The organism is Sorangium sp. So ce204, assembly GCF_051526795.1.
GTDB classification, from domain to species: domain Bacteria; phylum Myxococcota_A; class Polyangia; order Polyangiales; family Polyangiaceae; genus Sorangium; species Sorangium cellulosum_B.
In genome coordinates, this window is sequence record NZ_CP150317.1 from 68,964 (window position 1) to 92,040 (window position 23,077).

The following is a 23,077-nucleotide window of genomic DNA, read 5'->3' on the forward strand; positions in this document are numbered from 1 at the left end:
CGCAAAGACGCAAGGAGAAGAAGAAATAAATCTTTCTCTCTCCCTTGCGTCTTTGCGCCCTTGCGCCTTTGCGTTTTTTCTTCTCTCTCTCTTCAGCCGTAGAACGGCTTCCCGGTCCTCGCCGCCTCGACGAGCGCCGGGGCGGGCGTCCAGCGCTTGCCGAAGCGGCGCTCGTAGGTCTCGATGCGGCGGAGCACCTCCGCGGCGCCGAGGCTGTCGACGTAGCGGAACGGCCCGCCGCGGAACGGCGGGAAACCCAGGCCGAAGATCGCGCCGATGTCGCCGTCGCGCGGGCTCCGGAGGATCCCCTCGCCGAGGCAGTGCAGCGCCTCGTTCACGAGCTGGAGCGAGCAGCGCAGCTGGATCTCCTCGACCGGCACGGGCGGGCCGTCCTTCGCCCTCGGCACCGGCAGCCCGAGCACGCCATAGACGCTCTCGTCGGCGTGCTTGCCCTTGCCCTTCTTCTTCGCCGCAGCGCCGTACAGGTACATCCCGCGCTCGTTCTTGCGGCCCCTCCGGTCGTCGGACACCAGCCTGGCCATCGTGGGAGGCGGCGCGAGGCGGTCGCCGAACGCCTCGAGCATGATCGGGCCGACGTGCGCCGCCACGTCGATGCCCACCTCGTCGAGCAGCGCAAGCGGGCCGACCGGCCAGCCCCACGCGACGAGCGCCGCGTCGACCTGCTCGACCGCGACCCCCTCGGCGAGCAGCCAGCTCGCCTCGTTCATGTACGGCCCGAGGATCCGGCTCGTGTAGAAGCCGACTCCGTCGTTCACGACGATGACCGTCTTGCCCTGGCGCTTGCCGACCGCGACCGCCGTCGCGACCACCTCGGGCGACGTCGCCTCGGTCCGGATGACCTCGAGCAACGACATCTTGTGCACAGGGCTGAAGTAGTGCATCCCGACCACGTTCTCCGGCCGCCTCGACGCGGCCGCGATCCGGGAGATCGGGATCGACGACGTGTTCGACGCGAAGATCACCCCGTCCTTGCCGTGCTGCTCGACGTCCCGCAGGACCGCTTGTTTCACCGCGAGATCCTCGAACACCGCCTCGATCACGAGATCGGCGCTGCGGAGGCCCGAGCCGTCCGTCGTCGCGGTGAGCAGCGCGAGCTTCTCGTCGCGCTCGAGCGGCGTGAGCTGCTTCTTCTTCACCCGCTCGCCGAGGATGTCGGCCACGTACTTGAGCCCGCGGCCGATCGACGCGTCGTCGCGGTCCCGGAGCCGCACGGAGATGCCGGCGTTCAGGCTGACATAGGCGATGCCGGCCCCCATCAGGCCGGCGCCGATCATCGCGATCTTCTCGACCTTCCTCGGCTGCACGGCGGGGTCGTCCACGCCGGTGTCCTTCTTCATCGCGTTCGTCGCGAAGAAGAGCTCCATCAGCCGGTGCGCCGTGCTCGACGCGACGAGCTCTCCGAACGCGCGCGCCTCGACCTCCTTCGACGCCTCGAAGCCCTTCTCCGCATGGGTCCTCAGCACGTCGATGATCCGCTCGGGCGCCGGGTAGTGCCCGCCGGTCTTCTTGCGCGTCTGCCGCGCTGCCTGCTGGAAGAGCAGGGCACGGCCGATCGGGTTCCCCTCGAGGGCAGCGCGGGTGAGCGCGGCGGAGTCGAGCCTCGGCGCGCTTTTGGGCTTGGGCCGGAACGGCGGGCCGGCCGCAGCGAGCTCGAGCGCGAGCGCCGCGGCCGTCTCCTTCAGGATGGCCGCGGGGACGACGTCGTCGGCGACGCCGAGCTGCCGCGCCTTCGAGGGGCGCATGTTCTTGCCGGTGAGGCCGTGGTCGAGCGCCGCCTTCAGGCCGGCGCGCTCCGCGAGCCGCTGGAGCCCGTTGATCCCGGGGAGCAGGCCGAGCTGCACCTCGGGCAGGCCGAGCACCGTCTTCCGGTCGTCGCTCAGCACCCGGGCGTGGCAGGCGAGCGCCACCTCGAGGCCGCCGCCGAGCGCGGCGCCGTGGATCGCCGCGACGATCGGCTTCGGCGAGCGCACGATCCGCAGGATCGCCTCGTGGCCGGCGCGGCACATCGCCTCGGCCTCGGCCGCCGTGGCGACGCCCTTCAGCATCTCGATGTCGGCGCCCGCGATCCACGTGTCGGCCTTGCCGGACACGAGGATCGCCGCCTTGATGAGCGGGTTGCTCGCGATCTGGCCCGCGATCCGCTCGAGATCGCCGGTGAACGTGGGCTTCAGCGTGTTGACCGCCTCGCCCGGGACATCGTAGGTGACGACGGCCACGCCGTCGGGGCGCACCTCGAGGGAGAGCGGGCTCGCGGCAGCGGGGGCCGGCGTGGCGGCGGCGGAGGTCGTTGTCATGCGGCCTCCAGGACGACGGCGGCGCCGAGGCCGCCTGCCGCGCAGACGGTGAGGAGCGCGTGATGCCCGCCGCGCTTCTTGAGCTCTCGGAGCGTGGAGAGGACCATGCGTCCTCCCGTGGCCGCGAAGGGGTGGCCGAGCGCGATCGAGCCGCCGTTGACGTTGAGCTTCTCCGGATCGATCTCGCCGACGGGGGCGGACCGGCCGAGCTTCTCCGCGGCGAACGACGGCGACGCGAGCGCCTTCAGGTTGGACGCGACCTGGGCGGCGAAGGCCTCGTGCATGTCGACGAGGTCCATGTCGGCGAGCGAGAGGCCGGCGCGCTCGAGCGCCCGCGGCACGGCGAGCACCGGGGCCATCAGGAGCTGCCAGCCAGGGTCGACCGCCGCGTAGGACCACGACTTGACGTACCCGAGCGGCTGGTAGCCGAGCGCCTTGGCCTTGCCCTCGCGCATCAGGAGCAGCGCGCTCGCCCCGTCGGTGAGCGGCGACGCGTTGCCCGCGGTGATCGTGCCGTGCCGCCGATCGAAGGCCGGCGACAGCTTCGCGTAGGCGTCGAGGGTCGAGTCGTCCCGGACCACGTTGTCGCGCTCGACCGGCTTGTCGTAAGGCGGGGGGATCACGTGCATGACCTCGGCGGCGTAGGTGCCGTCGCGCCAGGCGCGCGCGGCGTTCGTGTGCGAGCGGTGGGCGATCGCGTCCTGCTCGGCGCGCGAGATGCCGTTCTGCTTCGCCATCTTCTCGGCGGCCTCGCCCATCTGCTCGCCCGTGGTCGGCTCGCGCGAGAAGCCCGGGATCGGGGGCACGAGGTCCTTCAGCGAGAGGCGGGAGACGATCTCCAGCCGGGCGCCGAGCGTCCTGGCCTTCTGGAAATCGGCCAGCGCGGAGGCGAGCTTCCGGGAGACGCCGAGCGGCACGTCGCTCATGCTGTCGGCGCCGCCGACGAGGGCGACGTGGTGCTGGCCGGCGAGCATCGCCTCGGCGGCGCTCGTCATGGCCTGGAGCGACGTGGCGCACGCGCGCGAGACGCTGAAGGCGTCGGTGTCCTTGGGCAGGCCGGTGCGCAGCACGACCTCGCGCGCGATGTTGAGCCAGTCGAGCGTCGGCACCACCTGGCCGTAGACGACCAGCGTGACGTCGCGCGGGGTCACCTCGCTCCTCTGGAGGAGCTCCTTGACCACCGTGGCCGCGAGATCGACGGTGCGCAGCGCCTTGAGCGCCGTCCCCGCCTTGGTGAACGGCGTGCGCAGCCCGGCAACGACCGCCACCCGGTCCTTGCCGCCCTTCCCATTCTTGCCTGAAGCCATGTCGACTCCTCTGCTGCCGGAGAGCCCATCGCGAGCCCGCCCCGCGCGCCCCGCGCAGCCCCCCGGATCCCGGCGTGCCAGCGCACACCGGTTGGAGGTATTCCCTTAGGTGCGCTAACGCGGCGTGTCAACCGTGGGCGGCGGGTGCGTCGCAGGTGGCGAGGCGCTCCGCGAGAAAGCGACGTGGAGGAAGAACGGTTGGGACAGCCTGGGCGCTAATTTGGCCCACGCTTGAGCTTGCCGTTAGCGTGGTTGGCCATGCGGAAACTCATTCTATGCAGTGCGTTGCTCTGCGGCGCTCCGGCGCTCGCGGGGTGTGCGACGTTTGCGAGCGACTCGGCGCCGGCGGCGCCGGGTTATGTGTATGTGGCCGGTCACAAGAACAACCAGCCTGCGATGTGGATGTGCCCTGACGCGCCGGGCAAGGCGGAGTGCACCGAGGTCGAGGTAACGACGGAGGCAGGCGAATGAAGCGTTCTTTGATTTTCGGGCTCTTGCTCGCGAGCTTCGGCGTGATCGGCTGTCAGGGGAGCTACACGAGCATCCGGCAGATCGACGGGACGCGGTACCACGTCACGCGCACGAAGCAGGGCTTCTTCAACGCGTACGGCACCGTGTTCGACTGCCAGGCCAAGGGCGACGCGATGACGTGCGTCGAGATCAGCGATCTGTGAGCTCCGCGCGGGAGCGCTGCTCCTCGCAGGGTTCCTAGAAGAATAAAAAACGCAAAGACGCAAAGACGCAAAGACGCAAAGACGCAAAGACGCAAAAAGGCGTCGAGAAGAATTTTTCTCGCTTCTCTTTGCGTCTTTGCGCCTTTGCGTCTTTGCGTTTCATTCTCTCTCTTTGCCACTCCGGCGCGCTCACGCCTCGCGCAGGAAGGCCTCGAGCAGCGCCGCCGAGACGTCGAGGAGATCGCGCTCGGTCACGATGCCCACGAGCCGCTCGCCCGCGACGACGGGCAGGCAGCCGACGCGGTGCTCGCGCATGATCCGCATCGCCTCCAGCGTCGGCGTGTCCGGCGCGACGGTCACGGGGTCGGGCCGCATGATCGACGCCACCGTGGGCGGCGCGGATCCGCTCGGCGCCGCCGCGGCGCCGCGGGCCACGAGCCGGAGCAGCGCGCGGTGGGAGACGACGCCGACGAGCCGGCCCTGCTCGTCCTCGACCGGGACGTGGCGCACGTGCCGCCAGTCCATGACGCTCGCCGCGAAGTCGACGATGTCGGCGGGACGCACCGTGAAGAGATCGGTCGACATGAACTGGCCGACGGTCCGGTAGCTGTCGCGCACGAGGTCCAGGTCGTCCTCGAGCGCGGCGGGCTCCCACGCGTGCACCGGGCGCCCGGCCCCGCCACCCCGGGCCTCCTCTTGCTGGCGGGCGAGCATCGCGGCGCAGAGGGCGCGGCTTCGCAGCTCCGGGGTGCCCCGCCCGGCCATGGCCGCGAGCGAGCCGAGCGCCCACTGCGCGCCCGTCTGGCCGCGGCGGACCCGCTCCTCGACGACGCCGAGGTACCGGTCGACGTCGGCGGCGTCGATGCCCGCGGCCGAGAGGCCCGCCCGGGCGGCGGGGAGGAGGTGCGAGAGGATGAGCTCCGGGGCAGGGAGGCTCCGGCCGCCGAGCCACGTGAGCTGCGCCTTGAGGCCGTGGCGGGCCGCCGCGAAGAAGTTCGCCTTGGCGTCCTCGAACGGCATCTCGAGGTCGATGCGCGGGTGCTCGGCGGCGAGGCCGGTCATGAGGCCGAAGAAGAAGGCGGCGTTCGCGACCTCGTCGAGGATCGTGGGCCCCGAGGGCAGCGCGCGGCTCTCGATGCGCAGGTGCGCGACCCCGGCCAGGGCGCCGTAACAGGGGCGGTTCCAGCGGTAGACGGTGCCGTTGTGGACCCGCAGGGCCTTGAGGTCCGGCGCCTCCCCGCGCGCGAGCACGGCCGCGGGGGGCTCGCCGGGATCGGCGGTCATGATCACGCGGAACCGCGCGATGTCCTCGCGGAAGAGATCGAGCACGCCGCCCTGCACCCAGCCGTCGCCGAAGTGGACGCGAGGCCTCTGCTGCCGGCCCTCGAGCGCGCTCGGGCGGGTGTCGACCGAGGTCTCGAAGAGGGCGATCCGGGTCTCGTGCCAGAGCCGCTGCCCGAGGAGCAGCGGCGAGTTGACCGCGGCGGCGAGGACGGGCGCGGTCACCGCCTGGGCGAGGTTGTAGAGCGACGCGAACTCCCGCGCCCCGACCTGGAGGTGGACCTGGAAGCTCGTGTTGCACGACTCGAGCAGGATGTTGTCGTGGGTCATCTCGAGCTCGTCGAGCCCGTGGATCGAGACGCGGAAGTCGCCCTGGCGCAGCCGCAAGAGCGCGCGGTTGAGCTCGTGGTAGCGAGGCGCCGGCGTGAGGTTCTCGAGGCGGAGGTCGCCGGCGCGCAGGGTGGGGAGGATGCCCGTGAGCAGGACGTCGGCGCCGGCGGCGCGCGCGGCCTCGGCCGCCCGCCCGATGACCTCCGAGAGCTCGGCCTCGAGCCGCCGCAGGCAGTCGCCGCCGAACGGGAGCGGGGTGAGGTTCGCCTCCAGGTTGAAGCGAGCGAGCTCGGTCGTGAGCCGAGCGTCGGCGGCCCGATCGAGCACCTCCAGCGCGAGCGGGGCGGGCCGGAGCGCGCGGTCGACGAGGAACATCTCCTGCTCGGCGCCGATGCGGCGCACGCCGGACTCGATGCGATCCTCCAGGAGGAGGCGCTCGAGCGCCGCCACGTCGTCGAGCAGCGCCCGCATGAACGCCTTGTGCTGCTCGTCGCTCGCCTGCTCGGAGACGTGCTGCTCGCCCATGGTGATCGCCCCGCCTTTCGCTCGCTCCCGCGCCAGGGAAGCCTACGACGGCGAGCGGCAGGGGGCGCGGGGGATCCCCCCCGGCGTGACGGCGGGCGGCTGGCTCGGCGCGGGCGGCGCGGCGGCGAGCGAAGGCGGGCGACGCGTCAGAAGCTGCGGCCGGCAGCGAGCCGCAGGGTGGCGACCTTGTCCTCCGCGAGGCCGAACCCGAGCGGCGCGTCGAGCGCCACGAGCAGCCCTGCCCGGGCGTAGAAGCCGGGCTGCTTCAGCGTGTAGGTGAAGAACGGCTCCATCGCGAGCTGCATCCTGTCGTCGCGGGTGAGCGTCAGCGCGGCCTGGAGGCGGAGCCCGCCGCCGTAGGGGCCTCGGCCGCGCAGCTCGAGCTCGTCGCCCTGCTCGACCACGAGCTCGACGCCGGCCTTGCTGGTCGGGAGGGCGAACATCACCGCGGTGTCCGCGCGGTAGAAGAGCCGCGCGGCGAGCTCGGCCTCGACGCCGCCGCGGGCCCTCAGGGGCAGGTGCCCGGCGGTGAGTCGGTGCAGGTCGAAGGAGGCGCGCGCGGGGGCGGTCGCCTGCAGCGTGGCGCGGGCGTCGGCGTCGGGGGCGCTGAGGACGGGGATCGAGAGCGCGCCGCCGCCGAAGACGGTGAGCTTGCGCGAGAGGGCGCGCGCATAGTGGGCGCCGACCGTGGGGTTGCCGAAGAGAAGGCTGCCCGCGCTGCTGCTCTCGTCGACGCCGAGCCGGGTGGACCGGAACGAGGCGGAGACGTCGCCATAAGCGAGCGGGAGATCCACGTCGAGGTGGAGCCGGCCGAACCACGCGAGCTGACCTCGGAGATCGAAGGTCAGCCCGAACGTGCTCACCTCGGACGTGACATCGTCCATGGCCCAGGAGGCCGACTTGCTCAGGACGTCGAGCTCGAGCTCCGCACGCGATCCCTGGGATTTAGCCCAGCTGTTCTTTTCTGCCGGGGCGGCAGGGGGTGCCGTGAGCCAGAGCGAGAGCAGGAGAGCGGAGGAGAGCAGCGATCTCGCGTTCACTCAGGCCCACCTGCGAGGACTACCATGGCTCGGCTCGGCCGTGGTCAGCGAACGGCGCCCTCGGCGCCCGCGGCCTCGTCGTCCTCGTCGTCCTCGTCCTCGTCCTCGTCCTCGTCCTCGTCCTCGTCGTCCTCGTCCTCGTCAGCGTCATCGTCGCCGTCGAACAGCAGGGAGGGAGCGCCTTCGTTGCCGTGCTCCGCGAAGATCGCGTCGGCGGCGATCACGAGCTCCTCCATGCGGTCGGCGTCGGCGGGGCCGTACACGGCGAGCGCCATGGTGCGATCCTGCACGAACAGCCACGCGTCGGGGAAGTCGAGCAGGGCGTCGCGGATGCTCTTCGAGAGCCACCGGCCGATGGCCTTCGCTTCGGGCCCCTCGACAAGGAACTGCTCCATGAACTCCGGGTCCTTCTTGAACTGGACGCCGGTGTTGGGGACACGCCTGCCATCGACGATGGGCAGCGGGCACACGGTGAGCCGGGGCGCGGCCTTGGCCAGCTTGGTGAGGACCACCTGGTACTCGCTGCCGTTCTTCGCGTCCGGGCCCACGACCGCGACGTAGGCGAGCTTCGGGACGAGCTCGTAGCGGGCGAGGACCGTGCCGCCGCCCGTCTCCTGCAGCGTGTGCTGGAGGCTGGACGGCAACGAGCGCACCGGACGAGGGCCGTCGGCGACGGTGTCGGCCTTTCGGCCGCCCGGCTTCGCGCCGGGGCGGGCCGGGGCCGCCTCGGGGGTCATCAGGGCGCGCCAGCGCGCGAGCTCGCGGTCGCGCCGCGCCTCGTGCCGACCGCGCAAGCCGGTCAGGAACCAGACGACGAGCAACGCAAGGGGACCTACGTACCAGAGCCAGGGCATGGGGCGGCGATGCTAGCAAACCTCGCGGAGCTGCGGTGGGGTCGCGCGCGCCCGCGAAGCTGCGAGGCTGTCGTGGCGAACCCCGCCGCTTCGCGGCGAGGTTCAGTGCGCGGGGGCCGGAGCGGCGTCGTCCGGCCGCTCGAAGACGCACCAGTAGCCGTTCTTGCTGTGGCGCACCATCCCGGCCACCTGGTACACGCCCCGGAAACGCCGGTCCTTGCGGAGCTTCTCCTGCGCCGGGAACGGGAGCTTGTCGCACGTGTCGGCGCCGCCGACGAACACGAAGTAACGCGGCATCTTGTCGAAGACGTGCTGCACGTAGCCGGGGCCCGTCTTGCGCGTGTAGCCGCCCGGGAGCTTGGAGATCACGGGATCGACGAGGCCGAGGAGATCGAGCACCGGGTAGTCGGTCACATACCCGATGTACCCGATGTCGCCCACGGCGACCTCGCCGGGCTTGCCGTGCTCCACGAACCAGTTGGCCACGCCGCCCGCGGCGCTGTCCCAGAACCGCTTCTCGTCGTCGAGGATCCGGTGCTGGGCGCGCTCGATCCGCTGCGCCCGGAAGGCGCCCAGCGCGATGAGGCAGCCGAGCGCGAGCACGCCGGCCCCCGCGGCGAGGGCGATCGCCCCGCCCTCGGGCGCGTCCGCGGCGCGGGCCGAGAGCTGGGCGAGCAGCGGCTCGAGCAGCGCGCGCGCGCCGAGGCCCGCGAGGAGGAAGCAGAACGGCTCGAACGGGCTCATGAAGCGGTAGTACGGCATCCAGTCCCCGCCCACGAGGAGCACGTAGCCGCCCACCGCGAGCGCGAGGGCCGCGACGCAGAGCGCGTCGCGGTGGCGCGCGACGATCGCCACGCAGAGGCCGAAGAGCCCGAGCAGCAGCGCCGGCCACGTGTGCTCCGCGTACTCCGCGAGGTAGCGCTGCCCCCCGGCCAGCTGCTCCGCGAGGCTGCCGGTCTTGGCGCTCAGCGTGTTCGGCAGCCACGTGCCGTAGTAGCTGTGCCGCCAGAGCATGTGGCACGCGATGGGCGCGGCGAAGACGACGCCGCGGAGGAGGTTCTGCCGCCCGAAGAAGCGCAGGCCGAGGAAGAGCATCGGTATGCCGATGAACATCGGCGCTTCCGGGCGCGTCAGGCCGGCGAGCCCGAAGACGAGGCCCGAATACGGGAAGCCGGTCCCCCGGTCGCGCTCGCGGAACATCATCTCGGTGCCCGCGAGGACGAGCAGGACGAACAGCGGCGTCTCCAGGCCGAAGACGGCATATCCGCTCTGCACGATCGAGCTCGCGAACAGCCACGTGGCGATGCAAGGGACCGCGCCGTGCGGGCGGAGCCGGGCCGAGAGCAGGTAGAGCGCGCCGAGCGAGCCGCAGGCGGCGAGCCCGCCGAGCACCTTGGCGACGACGTCGGGGTCGAGGCCGAGCTTGATGCCGCCCGCGAGCAGCACGGTCCAGAGGAAGTTCGTGTACCCCTCGATGCGCTCGCCGGCGTTGTAGACGAGCCCGAGGCCCCGGGCGAAGTTGCGCGCGTACCGGTACGAGATGTACGCGTCGTCGATCGTGAACGAGCGCACGCGCACCATGTTCACGACGAGCAGGAACGCCGGCAAGACGAGGCCGAACGCGAGGTGCAGGCGCTCGGAGAGCGGCGCGCCTCGCACCCAGTCGCGCAGGCGTCGGGCCGGGGGCGCGCCTCCGACGACGTCGTCGCCCGCCGCTTCCATGTCGCCGTCGGCCTCGCCGCTCGGAGGGGCGACCCCGAGTTGCCCGTGCTCTGCTTCTTGCGGTTCCAGGAAAGCCATGTGAAGCCTCTCCCTACCATGGATGGTTCATGTCGGGGTCGTTTCTTGGTCGAGGCCCTCATCCAAGCTATCCTCGCGACATGCGTGCAGCCATTGTCGCTCTTGCCGCCTCCTCCGCCCTTTTCGTCGCGCCCCCGGCGCTCGGTGCCCGAGGCGTGCCGTGCGGCTTCTATGGCATCGATCCAGGGGCGCCCGTCGACGCAGGGGAGGTGATCCTCGACGAGGATCACGCGAAGCGGCTCGCGCGCGCGGGCGCCGGCGCCGTGCGCGTCGAGTTCCTGCTCGATGACGCCGACGCGTGGGACGACGACAAGCTCGAGCAGTACGACGCCATCATCGACGCGGCGCGCGCCGCGGGCCTCGAGCCGGTCGGGCTCCTCTCTCACCGCACGATCGGAGAAGGACAGGACGTCTGGAATGACGATCCGGACCGGGACGGCGACAATGCGTACGTGGAGGCGTTCGCCGAGACGGCAGAGGCGCTCATGACGAGGTACGCCGGGGACGTCGTCCAGTGGGAGATCTGGAGTCAGCCGAACTGCTCCGAGCTCCCCGACCCCGCGCTCGACCCGGAGCACGCCGGCTGCACCTTCATCCTGCCCCGGGTGCTCGCGCAGATCCTCGCCCAGATCCGCATCCGCAACGAGGCGCTCTTCAACGTCGACGCGCTGTCGCTGACCACGGGCGGCCTGCTCGCCTCGGACGACGCCGCCGCGCCGTTCTCGGGGGTCGATTACTTGCGCGAGCTCTACGCGCAGCCGGCGTGGGACGATCTCGAGGCGCGCTTCGGCCAGCGGACGCCGTGGTCTCGCCTCGGCCAACAGCTGTTTTTCCATCAGCGCACCGAGGTCGATCCGGTGACGCTCAACGATTATCTCGACGCGCTGCGCGACCTCGCCGACGACGAGGGGGACGAGAGCCCCTTCGCCGTGACCGGGATGGCGTGGTCGAGCGCGCTCGCCGGCGAGGAGCTCCAGGCGGCGAACCTGACAACGTCGTTCGAGATCCTCTCGGAGCGCGACGACGTCGCCGGCGTGGTCTGGGCCAGCTTCCAGGACGCGCCGCTCGACGAGCAGCCCTTCGGCCTCGTCGACGAGGCCGGCGTGGAAAAGCTCGCGCTCGCCGCGTTCAGCGAGTCGGCCGACAACTGCGAGCCGGCGGCGCAAGGCGGGGGGTCGGGGAGCGGCGGCGGGGGGAGCGGATCGAGCGGCGGCGGCGTCGCGGCCGGCTCGCCGCCCGGCACCAGCGGACAGGTGGGGCGGCCGATCGACGGAAAGCGGCGCGCGAGCTCCTGCAGTTATGCCGCGGGCGCAACCAGCGGAGGCGGAACGCGGTCAGATGTGGGTTGGCTCGCATTGTTCGCGATCGGCGCGATCGCGATGGTGCGTTGCCGCCGCGTCATTTGAAGGCAACTCGAGCGCTCTCGTCGCCGACAGGGGAGGCATGCCTCACAGCTCGGCGCGCTTCGCGCGGCGGATGGCCGTGCACGTCGGACTTTTGCTCTTCAATGGTTGCGGGCACGACGGCGCGGGCGGTCGCTCCGGCGTCTGCGGCGATGGCGTGGTCGACGAGGGCGAGGTGTGCGACGACGTCAATACCGCGGAGGGCGACGGCTGCTCGCCGACGTGCCAGCGCGAGAAGCCAGCGGCGCCCCGCTGCGGCGACGGCGCGCTCGACGCGGGCGAGGCGTGCGACGATGGCAACACGGCGGCCAGGGACGGCTGCTCGGCGGCGTGCGAGGTCGAGGTGCCCCCGCGCTGCGGCGACGGCGCCATCGATCCGGGGGAGCAGTGCGACGACGGGGACGTCGCGACGGGCGACGGCTGCGAGGCCGATTGCACGAAGACGCCGGCCGAGGAGACCGTCTGCGAGGAGCTTCTGCCGCTCGCGCAGGGGACGTGCGAGGTGGCCGCCGGCGCGGGCGCGACGCTGATCCGGGGCGTCGTGCTGGCCCCCGGCAGGGTGTACCGGGGCGGGCGGGTGCTCGTGGACGAGCGGGGCGCGATCGCGTGCGTCGGCTGCGCTTGCGAGGCGGCGGGCGCGACGGAGATCCGGTGCCCGACCGGCGTCGTCTCCCCGGCGCTGATCAACACGCATGATCACATCACGTACACGCAGAACAGCCCGTATACCCCGACCGAGGAGCGCTATGAGCACCGGCACGACTGGCGCACCGGCAACAACAAACACACGAGGATCGACACGCCCGGCATGGCGAGCCAGGCGCAGATCCGCTGGGGCGAGCTCCGCTTCCTGATGGGCGGCGCGACCTCGATCGTGGGCTCGGGGAGCGCGCCAGGCCTCCTCCGGAACCTGGACCGGGCCGACCAGGAGGGCCTGGGCCAGAGCGCGGTCCGTCTCGACACGTTCCCGCTCGACGACACGGGCGGCCGTGAGCTCGTGAGCGGTTGCGGCTACTCGGCCGACATGGTGACGGGGGAGGACGTCGAGGGAGAGGACGCCTATTGCCCGCACGTCGCCGAGGGGATCGACGCGTCGGCGCGCAACGAGTTCGTCTGCCTGAAGGCGGCGCCGAACGACGTGCTCGAGCCGCAGAGCGCGTTCATCCACGGGATCGGCCTGACCGCGCCCGACTACGCGGCGATGGCGGCGGAGGGCACGGCGCTCATCTGGTCTCCCCGCTCCAACATCACGCTTTACGGCGACACCGCCGTGGTCACCGCCGCCGCCCGCCTCGGGGTGCAGATCGCGCTCGGCACCGACTGGATCGCGACCGGATCGATGAACCTCCTGCGCGAGCTCCGGTGCGCGGCGGCGCTCAACGAGGCGTATTACGACGGCTTCTTCACCGATGAGGAGCTGTGGAGGATGGTCACCGGGAGCGCCGCCGCGGTCACCGCGGCGGACGACGTGATCGGCGCGCTGTCCACGGGGAAGGTCGCCGACATCGCGATCTTCGACGGCAGAGAGCGCGAGGGCCACCGCGCGGTGGTCGCCGCCGATCCCGAGGACGTCGTCCTCGTGATGCGCGGCGGAAAGGTCCTGTATGGCGACGCGGCCGTGGTGTCCGCGGTCCGGGGCGCGGGCGCATGCGACGCGGTCGATGTGTGCGGCGTGTCGAAGCAGGTCTGTCTGCGGGACGAGATCGGGATGACGCTGGAGGACCTCGAGCAGCAGGCGGGCGAGATCTACCCGGCCTTCTTCTGCGGCGAGCCCGAGGGCGAGCCGCTCTGCACCCCGTCCCGCGTGGAGAGCGCGCCCCTGAACGCCTCGGTGAACGGCTCGACCGTCTACACAGGGCAGCCGACGGACGCGGATCTCGACGGCGACGGCATCGAGAACGGCGCGGACGATTGCCCGAGCGTCTTCAACCCGATCCGGCCGCTCGACGACGGGGGCCAGGCCGACTTCGACAACGACGGCGACGGCGACGCCTGCGACGCGTGCCCGCTCGACGCGGGCAGCACGCTCTGCTCGCCGCCGGACCCGAACGACGCCGACAACGACGGCACGCCGAACGGCGCGGACAGCTGCCCGAACCTCCAGAACCCCGGCCAGGCCGACGCGGACGGCGACGGCAAGGGCGACCCGTGCGATCTGTGCCCGGACCAGGCGAACCCAGGGCCCCTGGGCTGCACGGTGGCGATCTACGCTATCAAGGACGGCACGCGCGCGGCGGGCGAGACGGTGGCCCTGGAGAACGTGCTCGTGACCGGGAAGCACGCGAGCGGCTTCTTCGTCCAGGCGAAGCCGGGGGACCCGGGGTACGCGGGGCCGGCGTACTCCGGCGTCTACGTGTACAGCCCGCAGAACACGGTGCTTGTCGGCGATCGCGTGCGGATCCCGAGCGCGGTGATCGCGAGTTACTTCGGGCAGATCCAGCTCGGGTCCGCCGTGGTCGAGGTGATCGCGTCGCTCGGCGAGGCGGCGCCGGCCCCGGAGCCCGTCGCGCCGGCCGACATCGCGACGGGCGGCGCGCGCGCCGCCGAGCTCGAGGGGGTCCTCGTCGAAATGGGGGACATCTCGGTGATCGGGCTCGACACGGCAGTTCATGAGTTCATCGTCACAGGCGATCTGCGCGTGGACGACCTCCTGTACCGGGCCAACCCCTTCCCGGCGGAAGGCGACCATTTCGCGAGCATCCGCGGCATCCTCACCCACCGGAACGGCGACTCGAAGGTCGAGCCGCGCGGCGTCGAGGACCTCGTGACGACCCTCGGGGCGGTGGCCGCGACGGCAGGGCTCGTGATCAACGAGGTGGATTACGATCAGCCGGGCGGAGATGGCGCCGAGTTCATCGAGGTCTACAATGGCGCCGGCGCGCCCGTGGATCTCACGGGCCATGCGCTCGTGCTGGTCGATGGATCCAGCAGCGCGCCCTCCGCCTACAGGACGCTCGATCTGAGCTCCGCCGGTACGCTCGCGGCTGGCCAGTTCCTCGTCGTCGGCAGCACGGCGGTGGTCGGCACCGACACCATGCCAGGCGTCGTGGCGGAAGGCGCGGTGACGATCGCCTTCTCGGGCGCGCAGACCGACCGGATGCAGAACGGGGCTCCCGACGGGATCGCGCTGATAAACACCATGACAGGGGCCGTGATCGACGCGCTCTCCTACGAGGGGAGCATCCCCGCCGTCACGATCGGGGGCGCCAGCGTGAGCCTCGTCGAAGGCGACGCGTTGCCGGCCACGGTGGCGGACGGTGGCATGGCGGCAGGCTCGCTCTGCCGCCTGCCCGACGGGGCGGACACGAACCGGGCCGCCGCCGACTGGGCGCTCTCCGCGACGATCACCCCTGGTGCGGCGAACGTGCCGTGAGCTCGGCCGAGACGCTGCGCTCCTCGGCGCAGCGCACCTCGACGGCTCGCGGTTCGCCCGGCGCCACGCGGTCCGCGCCGCGCGCGCCGGTGTCTTCGTCCTGTCGGCTGTGCCCGGAGAGAGTGAAGAGAATCAGGGAGGAATGGGCCGCGAGCGGGGGCTCACAGGCAGCCGCAAAGCGGGTCGCCCGCCTTGCACACGCACTTTCCGCCCTTCTTGGCCGGCGCCGCCGCGCTGGCGCCCCGCGCCGCCTTGCTGCCGGACGTCGCCGCTCGGCCGCGGAGGGTTGCGGCCCCCTTGGTGGTCGACGTCTTTGCGCTGGCCACGTCCTCGCCCTGCGCCAGCGCCTTGGTCGCCTCCGTCGCCTTGTAATCGGCGAACGCCTTCTGCGCCTTCTCGGCGTCGCTCTTGGCGGCGTCGAGCGCGAGGGTAAGCTCGGTGATCTTCCGGTTGCGCTCGTCGAGCTGGAGGTTGAGCTGCGCGATCCTGTCCTGCTCGGCCACGCGGGCGGCCACCGCCTCGGCCTGCGCCGCCTCGGCTTGCTTCACCTTGCCGGCGAAGGTGGTCACCGCGACCGCGGCCACGGCCGCCACGATCAGACCCACCCCGAACACGAACCGACCCCGCCGCTTCTGCCGCACGCCGTGGGCGATCGCCTCGAGCTCGCGTTCAAGGTCCCCCGAGCCCGACATGGGCGGCACGCTGGCAGCCACCGGCGCGATGCTGGCGGGCCCTCTCGTCCCCTGGTAGAGCACTCCCGGGCTTTGTTGCGTGTTCATCATCGCGCGCGACCTCCTCCTGCGTGAGCCATTCCTCCTCTAAGCAAGTGGGGGGGCCTCCAAGCAAGTGTGATGCCAGGTGAGCGCGCCTCGACTTGGCGCCGTGTGCATCGTCCGTGAAGCAAACGGCGGTGCAACGCGAGGACTCACACCGCAAAGCGGGCGGCTCGCACCGCAAAACGAGGACTCACACCGCAAAATGAGGGCTCTCGAGGCGCCCCCGAGGCGAGTCGCGCGAGATCCGGGTGGATCACTTGTTCTGGTGCATGGATCGCTCACCGGACCTCGATGCGTCCCCTGGTCCGATGGAGGTCCTGCACCACGCGCCGGCGACACGGGGCTGTCGGCGCGGAGGGAGCGCCGCCTCGGGGCAGCGACCGGAAGTGTCCCGATCGAGCCAACGATTCCGGCCACTTGCGGCCGCAGTCTGGCCACTTGCGGCCGCAGTCCGGCCACTTGCGGCCGCAGTCCGGCCACCGCCGCGCCGCCGCGGGATCCGAGGACGAGCGCGCCTCGTCGCGAGGTGGCCGTCAGGGCTTCAGCTTGGCGACGAAGGCGTCGGCGCCCCCGGAGCTCATCATGGGGTCCCCCCCGAGATCGATCCTGCCGCTGAAGCTGCCCGTCAGCGCGATGGCTCCCAGCTCATCCACGGCGACGGCCCGGGCGCGCTGCTCCGCCGCGTCGCCGAACGATTTGGCCCAGGCCGTATCGCCGTTCGGCGTGAGCTTCGCGAAGAAGGCGTCGGTGCCGCCGAGGGCCTGGAGCCGCGGGCTCGGGGCGCCGAAGTCGATGGAGCTCTCGAATTCTCCGACCACGATAACGTTGCCCGCCTGGTCGACCGCCACCCCCAGCGCCTTCTGATCTTCCGCATCCCCGTACAGACGGTTCCAGAGGTGCTTGCCCTCCTCGTTGAAGGCGGCGACGACCGCGTCGTTTCCTCCGGCGTATCTCCGCGGCGCTCCGTCGAAATTGATCGTTCCCCCGGTGCTCCCTGCCACGACGATGTCCCCCTTCGCGTCCACCGCGACCGCCGTAAATTCCTGGCTCATGGTGTCGCCGAAGATCTTGGCCCAGAGCGGCGTCCCGCCCCCGTTGAGCTTCGCGATGAAGGCGTCATCGCCCTGAGCATCGAGGAGCGTCGTTCCGAAGTACACCTCGCCGGCGATGCGGCCGACCAGGACCACGTCTCCTTCGGGCGTGACGGCAGCGTCGTTCGCGACCTCGGCGGTCGTATCGCCGAAGTTCCTGCTCCAGGCGAAGTTTCCGAGGGGGTCCATCTTCGCGACGAAGATGTCCTCTCCACCTTTGCTCGTCAGGCGGTCCCCGCCCATCTGCCGCCCGCCCAGCACGTCGGCCCAGTCGGTGAAGCTGCCAGCGACGACGATGTTGTCGTCCGGATCCACCGCGAGCCCGTAAACTCTATCGACGCTCGGACCGGCGATGGTCTTGATCCAGTCCAGGGCGCCCTCTGCGTCGAGCTTCGCCACGAACACGTCCGAGCTGCCTTTGCTCGTGAGCGGCGTCCCGTCGAAGTTAAGTGTATTTTCGAAGGTCCCGGCCAGGATCACGCCGCCGTTCTTGTCGAGCGCGACGCGATTGCAAGAATCGGAGCCGTTCCCCCCGAACGCCTTCGACCATTCCTTCGCGCCGCCAGGGCCGAGCTTGACGACGAAGCCGTCGGACGCTCCCTGGCTGCCGACGGAATCCAGGCTGGTGCTGAAGGCACCCGCGACAAGGATGTTGCCTTCCCTGTCGAAGATGACGTCATGACCGATCTGCTCGCCGTTCACTCCGAGCTGAATGCTCCACTCGTGCGCTCCGGTGCACTCCGCCACACCGTCGCAGCTCTCGTCATTCGCCTTCGTACAGGCCTCGGTCCTGGGGAGCACCTCGTCGACGCACGTGCCGCCGCGCAGGCAGCCGTCCTTGCACTCGCCGACTCTCCTTGTCGACTCGGGGCCTGTATAACAAGGCTCGCAGGGCTCGCTCCCGCCTCCGCCCGCGGCGCCCGCGCCGCCCGCACCTCCCGCGGCGCCCGCGCCTCCCACGCCGCCCGTGCCTCCGGCGCCGCCCGCGGCGCCCACGCCGCCCATTCCCCCTTGCGCGGTGCCGCCGCCGCTGATGGCGCCCGGCATGAGCACGCCTTGATCGAAGCACCCGCCCAGCGCGCCGGCCACGCCGAGCGCGCCGCAAAGGACCATGAAGCCGTTGCGTCTCATCAAAACACCCCCGTGATCCCGGCACCCCACGGCGATATCCACGGTCGGACCGCTGCGCCCTTGAGCCCCGCCGCCGCGGACGGCGCGGTGAGGAGCAGCGCGACGCCGCCCGCGGCGAGCGCCCCGCCCACGATGAACGCCGGCGCAGGGACGAGGCGCAGGTCGTTGTACGAGCCCAGCCTGTCGCGCGTCTTCGGCGTATCCGGGCACACGACGTCCTCGGTGCACCCGAGATCGATCAGCTCGCTGCGCCGCGCGCTCGTGATGCCGAACGTGATCCCACCGACGACGAGCGCCGCGGCGCCCGTGCCGACGGCGGTCCAGCCGAGCACGCGCTGCGTGGTGCCCGGCGCCAGGCCGGCGGGCGGGGGGAGGACGATGGGCGGGCGGACACCGACGGGGAACTCGAGCGCGAGCGCCGCCTCCTGCCGCTCCTGCAGCGCGATCTCCCGCCGGACGACACGCCCCGCCCACGTGGCCTCGACGACGTGCTTGCCAGGATCGACAGGCTGGCTGACCCCCACCAGCGCGGGTGGCATCGGCTTGCCGTCGATGGTGATCTGCACCTCGCGCTCCGGGGCGCCGCGCACCCCCACAGAGAGCCTGGGGATCCGTGGCTTGAGGTCGTCGTACGCTCTCCCCGCGTCGGCGACCGCGGCCTTGAAGACGTCGCTGGCCGAGGCGTCGAGCGAGGTGCGGCTCACTTGCAGGTAGCGCTCGGAGGCCTCGATGAGGCGCCCGAGCTGCTCGAGGCACCGCGCGGCATAGAGGTCGATCGTCGGCGCCTGGACCAGCTGGTCCGCGCGCCCGAACTTGTCGAGCGCCGCCGCGTACTGGCCCTTGTCGAAGAGGTCGAGGCCCTCTTCGGCGAGGGCCCGGGCGGCGTTCATGGTGGCGGGGTCGACGTCGGCCGCCCGCGCGGTGGTCGCGAGCGCGAGCGCGAGCGCGAACGCGATGGTGGCGGTGCCCGAGACCCTCGATCGCGCGCGCATTCGTCTCCTCAGAAGCCGAGGCGGTCGGACCTGGGGCGCGTCGCGCTGGAGGCCGCGGGCGGGGCCCCCGACGAGGGCCTGGGCCGCGGCGAGGAGGACGCGGCCCTGCCCGGGCGAGCGGGCGCCGTCTGGGCGGAGGAGGCGGCCGCGGCCGGAGCGCTGGCCGCCAGCGCGGAGCCGGCGCGGGGCGCAGGCGTCGAGGTCGCCGCGGCCGTCGTCTCCTGGGGAGGCGCGAGCTCGGGCGCCCCCCTGGGCGAATTCGCTTCCGCCGGCGGATTGTTCGCGGGGGCGGCGACAGGCGGTGTCTCGAGCGCCCCCGGCGGCGAGGCCGCGCCGGACGGCGGCGGCGCGTGCGGGATCGGGTCGTCCCCGAGCGCGCGCCAGCCGATGAAGAGCGCCCCGCCGAGGACCGAAGCCGCGAGGCCGAGCGCGACGGCCGGGACCGGCATCCTGCGGCGAGGTCTCGAGTCGGCCCCGGCCTCGTCGTAGAGGCCCGGCGGCGAGGCCACGCTCCCGTCCGGCGAGACGGAGAGCGGGGAGGTGGAGATCGGCGGACCGGAGAGCGGCGCGGCGGAGAGCGGCGCGGCGGAGAGCGGCGCGGCGGAGAGCGGCGGGACGGAGGGCGACGTGGTGCCCGCGCCCCCGGGGATCGAGCTCACCGAGGCCCGCCCGCCCTCCTGCGCGTCGCTGGGCGGCAAGAGCGCGTCGCGCAGCGCGTCGACCATCGCCGTCGCCGAGGCGAACCGCCCGTTCGGGTCACGGCTGCACGCCTGCATGAACCACTCGTCGAACGCCGGCGGCACGGGCACAGACGCCACCTTCGAGGGGACAGGCAGCGGATCACTGCATATCTCGAGGATCATCGCGCCAGGCGCCTCGGCCGTGATCGCCGCCCGGCCGCACACGCACTCGAACGCGATCACCCCGAGCGCCCAGAGGTCCGACCGGTAATCGACGGTCGCGCCCTGCGCCTGCTCAGGGCTCATGTACGGCAGCGTCCCGATCAGCACGCCCGCCTGCGTCCCGATGCCCTCTTTGCCGGACAGGCGCGTCTTGGCGACGCCGAAATCGAGGACCTTGGCCACCTCCCGGTCGTCGTCGCGGGCGAGGAAGATGTTGTCGGGCTTGAGGTCGCGGTGGACGATGCCGGCGTCGTGGGCCTTGCGCACGGCGCGCGCGACGTCGGCGAAGATGCGCGCCGTATCGGCCGGCTCCAGCGCGCCGACACGCTCGAGCCGGTGCGCGAGGTCCTCGCCCTCGAGGAGCTCCATCGCGATGAAGGGGACGTCGTTCTCGACGCCGTGATCGAGGATCTGCACGACGTTCGGGCTGCGGAGCGCCGCCGCCGCCTGCGCCTCCTGGTAGAAGCGCGCGCGGACCGTCTCGTCCTTCGCATAGAGAGGCCCGAGCATCTTGATCGCGACCGGCGAGCCCAGCGTGAGATCGTCCGCGCGCCAGACGGTGCCCATGCTGCCCGAGCTGAGAGGGCGGAGCAGCCGATACCGGCCGACCAGCACCTGTCCCTCCAGCCCGAACGCGTTCGTCGTCATTGTCGCAGGACCTGTGGTGCGCGCGTGGCCTTCCCTACGCTGGTGGTTGTTCAGTGCTGGTCAACGACGACAACGGGTAGACGGAAAGCCTACGGGGCGTGGCGCGGAGCGTCAATCGGTGCACCCGCCGCGTGCTCGCGGGGCGTCGCCAGAGCACCGAACAGGTTGAAACGCCGCGCGCGAGAGAGAGTTTGAACCACAGAGACACAGAAGCGACAACAACAAAACCTCCGCGCATCCGCGGTTCGTTTCGTCAATTTTTCGATCGGTCCGGTACCCTAGATCAACACGAAGTCCTCGGCCACGGAGACCTCCTCGGCCATGATGCTCGTGGTCTCCTCGTCGCGCAGGACGGCGAGCTTGTAGAGTTGCGCCAGCACGGCCGGGTGATCCTCGACCAGACCCATGAACTCGGTGGCCGGTAGGTACAGCGTCACGGTGGGGTGAACGGCGATCACATCGGCGTTCGTCGCGCGGCGGAGGACCATCGCGATCTCGCCGGCGACGTCGCCGGGGCCGAGCGTCGAGAGCACGAGCGGCTCGACGCGGGCGTCGTCCGCCGCGTCGCGCCGGACGACGGCGACCTCTCCGGAGGCGATGAGGAACAGGCCGGGGGGCCGCTCATCCTGGACGAGCAGCCGCTCGTTCTTCTCGAAGGTGCGCGTGCGGAACCGCTTCACGAGCGCGGGCCTGTCGGCCTCGGGCACGACGCGGAGCACGTCGCTCATCCGGACGAGGTTCTCCACCATGCGGTCCCGGCAGTAGGCCGCGAGCTCCAGGCTCACCTCGGGCTCGCGCTGCGCGATGTCGTCGATCGCGTCGCGCTTCACCTCGAGCACGATGGAGGGCCGCGTGGCGATGACGCTCCCGGTGCGCGGGGCCCGGGAGAGCAGCGCCATCTCGCCGAACATGGCGCCGTTCGCGAGCCGGGCGAGGAGGATCTCCTCGTCCCCGCGCCGGCGCCGCGCCTCGAGCTCCCCGCGCGCGACGAAGTAGGCCTCGCTGCGCGCAGCGCCCTGCTCGATCACGGTCGTCCCCGCCGCCACCCAGACGGGCGTGAAGGCGGCGCACAGGGCGCGGAGCGCGTCGCGCCCGACGGACGAGAAGACCGGCTGGGGCGCGATCCCGGGGTGATCGGCCTGGGCGGCCAGCCTGCGCGTGGCGTCGTGGATGATCTCCGTCGCCTTGTTGAGCAGGAGCGCGCCGGTGAGCACGGAGGCGAGCGGCTGGAACGCCTCGGCGGCCGGCAGGGGCGGCGGCGGCGGCGCGCCCTCGCCGAGCCGCGGCGAGTCCCGGCAGAAGGCCTCGGCGATCAGGTCGAGCCCGGGCCCGGGATCGCCGCCGAAGCGCTCGCTCTCGCGCGCGGCCGCCACGGCGAGCGGCAGGTTCTCGAGGTCGATCGCGCGGGCGATCGCGGTGGAGCACGCCTCGCGCGCGGCCTCGTGCCGGTTCAGCTCGCCGAGGAGGCGCCCGCAGAGGCAGAGCGCCGACGGCATCGTCGGGTCGTGCCGGACCAGCGCAGCGGCCCAGCGCAGCGCGGCGTCCCGCTCTCCCGCGAGCGCCAGCGAGAGCGCGCGGTCGATCGGCGACTCCGCCTGCTGGATCGAGCCCGGGAGTACCGGGGGGAGGGCCATGGTTGCGTGTATATCAGGGTTCATTGCGCGGTGGCAAAGAACGCGCCTGGTTGACGTCCCGCGCGTCCCGCGCGCCCCGCGCGCCCCGCGGATCCCCCGGGGAGGACCAATGCGTCGTGCTCAGGCGAGGTGCTGCTTCAGGAACGCGATGCTCCGCTCCCACGCGAGCTTCGCGGCCTCGGGGGCGTAGACCTCGGGGCGCGTGTCGTTCGCGAACGCGTGGTCGGCGTCATAGACGTGGAGCTCCATGGATTGGCCGCGGGCGGCGAGCTCCTTCTGGATCGCCTCGGCGGCGGCCGGCGTCGCCCAGCCGTCGCGCGCGGCGAAGTGGGCGAGGATCGGCGCCTTGACGCGCGTGTAATCGGGCGCGGGGCTCGGGACGCCGTAGAAGGGCACCGCGGCCGCGAGCTCGGGGATCATCGCGGCGGCGGCGAAGCTCAGCGCGCCGCCCATGCAGAACCCGATGACGCCGACCTTGCCGGTCGACCGCTCGTGGGCCGACAGGAAGCGGGCGGCGGCGGCGATCTCCTCGAGGGCGCGCGGCTTGTCGAGCTCGGTCATCAGCCGGCTGGCCTCGGTGGCGTCCTTCGTGGTCTTGCCGTGGTAGAGGTCGGGCGCGAGGGCGATGAACCCGGCGGCGGCGAGCCGGTCGAGCAGAGAGCGGATGTGGTCGTTCACACCCCACCACTCCTGGATCAGGACGACGGCAGGCGACCTGTCCCCCTGCTTCGGCCAGACGATCTCGCCGGTCGCCGAGGACCCGTCCTTCGCGGGGAACGAAACCTTTTCGGACATGCGACTCCTCCCTTTCGAGACGGGGATCGGCTCCACCGTCCTCGTCAGCAATCGGGGATCGGCTCCACCGTCCCCTCATGGCGCGGCGCAGGATAACCGCCCCGCGCACGTTGCGTAGCGCAAACTGCCTGGCACGCGCTCCACGCCGGGACGCCGGCGATGTAGATTGACGGGGTGGATGCGCTGGCGGGACGATGGAGGCGAGC

The 23,077-nt window shown here is 71.7% G+C and carries 16 protein-coding genes; 4 read left to right on the forward strand and 12 right to left on the reverse strand.

Translation table 11 applies throughout. The features are described from left to right. Positions 1-92 precede the first annotated feature (92 nt). Together fadJ and fadI are read right to left on the reverse strand one after the other, a co-directional pair. Positions 93-2,315 carry a fatty acid oxidation complex subunit alpha FadJ gene (gene fadJ / locus WMF22_RS00280; RefSeq protein ID WP_438034457.1) on the reverse strand — a complete coding sequence of 741 codons (2,223 nt, stop codon included), beginning with the start codon at positions 2,313-2,315 and terminating at the stop codon, positions 93-95. Beyond that, positions 2,312-3,622 carry an acetyl-CoA C-acyltransferase FadI gene (gene fadI / locus WMF22_RS00285; RefSeq protein WP_437297114.1) on the reverse strand — a complete coding sequence of 437 codons (1,311 nt, stop codon included), beginning with the start codon at positions 3,620-3,622 and terminating at the stop codon, positions 2,312-2,314. The genes fadJ and fadI overlap by 4 nt, the downstream gene beginning before the upstream one ends. A gap of 258 nt (positions 3,623-3,880) precedes the next feature. Between fadI and WMF22_RS00290 the strand changes: the two genes are divergently transcribed. Both WMF22_RS00290 and WMF22_RS00295 read left to right on the forward strand, forming a co-directional pair. Beyond that, a complete protein-coding gene (locus WMF22_RS00290; protein WP_157906336.1) occupies positions 3,881-4,093 on the forward strand; it encodes a hypothetical protein in 213 nt (70 codons plus the stop codon). Continuing rightward, a complete protein-coding gene (locus WMF22_RS00295; RefSeq protein WP_437297115.1) occupies positions 4,090-4,296 on the forward strand; it encodes a hypothetical protein in 207 nt (68 codons plus the stop codon). The genes WMF22_RS00290 and WMF22_RS00295 overlap by 4 nt, the downstream gene beginning before the upstream one ends. Before the next feature lie 189 nt (positions 4,297-4,485). On the opposite strand, the gene WMF22_RS00300 is transcribed toward WMF22_RS00295, so the two are convergent. The 4 genes from WMF22_RS00300 to WMF22_RS00315 all read right to left on the reverse strand — a co-directional run bounded on the left by WMF22_RS00300 (position 4,486) and on the right by WMF22_RS00315 (position 10,126). After that, positions 4,486-6,432 (reverse strand): CBS domain-containing protein, encoded by a 1,947-nt coding sequence (locus WMF22_RS00300; RefSeq protein ID WP_438034458.1) that lies wholly within the window; start codon positions 6,430-6,432, stop codon positions 4,486-4,488. A 146-nt stretch (positions 6,433-6,578) separates the two neighbouring features. Continuing rightward, on the reverse strand, positions 6,579-7,472 hold the full coding sequence (locus WMF22_RS00305; protein WP_438034459.1) for a hypothetical protein: 894 nt from the start codon (positions 7,470-7,472) through the stop codon (positions 6,579-6,581). Between the two features lie 44 nt (positions 7,473-7,516). Continuing rightward, entirely contained in the window at positions 7,517-8,326 is an 810-nt protein-coding gene (locus WMF22_RS00310) for a hypothetical protein (RefSeq protein WP_438034460.1), read from the reverse strand. Positions 8,327-8,428: 102 nt separating this feature from the next. Beyond that, positions 8,429-10,126: a hypothetical protein gene (locus tag WMF22_RS00315; protein WP_438034461.1), complete on the reverse strand. Its 1,698-nt coding sequence runs from the start codon at positions 10,124-10,126 to the stop codon at positions 8,429-8,431. A 155-nt stretch (positions 10,127-10,281) separates the two neighbouring features. Here WMF22_RS00315 and WMF22_RS00320 point away from each other — a divergent pair, with 155 nt between their 5' ends. Beyond that, the gene (locus WMF22_RS00320; protein ID WP_438034462.1) at positions 10,282-11,532 is read left to right on the forward strand and encodes a hypothetical protein; all 1,251 of its coding nucleotides are present in this window, start codon (positions 10,282-10,284) and stop codon (positions 11,530-11,532) included. 37 nt (positions 11,533-11,569) lie between these two features. Next, complete coding sequence (locus WMF22_RS00325; protein WP_438034463.1) at positions 11,570-14,902, forward strand: lamin tail domain-containing protein; 3,333 nt, start codon at positions 11,570-11,572, stop codon at positions 14,900-14,902. 161 nt (positions 14,903-15,063) lie between these two features. Here the strand turns inward: WMF22_RS00325 and WMF22_RS00330 are convergent, their stop codons facing one another. From WMF22_RS00330 to WMF22_RS00355, 6 genes are all read right to left on the reverse strand, one after another. Continuing rightward, the gene (locus WMF22_RS00330) at positions 15,064-15,684 is read right to left on the reverse strand and encodes a hypothetical protein (RefSeq protein ID WP_437297122.1); all 621 of its coding nucleotides are present in this window, start codon (positions 15,682-15,684) and stop codon (positions 15,064-15,066) included. Between the two features lie 527 nt (positions 15,685-16,211). After that, complete coding sequence (locus WMF22_RS00335; protein ID WP_438034464.1) at positions 16,212-17,900, reverse strand: SBBP repeat-containing protein; 1,689 nt, start codon at positions 17,898-17,900, stop codon at positions 16,212-16,214. Next, positions 17,900-18,892, reverse strand: coding sequence for a tetratricopeptide repeat protein (locus WMF22_RS00340; RefSeq protein ID WP_437297124.1), 993 nt, complete (start codon positions 18,890-18,892; stop codon positions 17,900-17,902). The genes WMF22_RS00335 and WMF22_RS00340 overlap by 1 nt, the downstream gene beginning before the upstream one ends. Before the next feature lie 8 nt (positions 18,893-18,900). Further along, positions 18,901-20,442, reverse strand: coding sequence for a protein kinase domain-containing protein (locus tag WMF22_RS00345; protein ID WP_437297125.1), 1,542 nt, complete (start codon positions 20,440-20,442; stop codon positions 18,901-18,903). A 278-nt stretch (positions 20,443-20,720) separates the two neighbouring features. Then, complete coding sequence (locus tag WMF22_RS00350) at positions 20,721-22,076, reverse strand: cyclic nucleotide-binding domain-containing protein (protein WP_437297126.1); 1,356 nt, start codon at positions 22,074-22,076, stop codon at positions 20,721-20,723. A gap of 120 nt (positions 22,077-22,196) precedes the next feature. Next, positions 22,197-22,871: a dienelactone hydrolase family protein gene (locus WMF22_RS00355; protein WP_437297127.1), complete on the reverse strand. Its 675-nt coding sequence runs from the start codon at positions 22,869-22,871 to the stop codon at positions 22,197-22,199. Positions 22,872-23,077 lie beyond the last annotated feature (206 nt).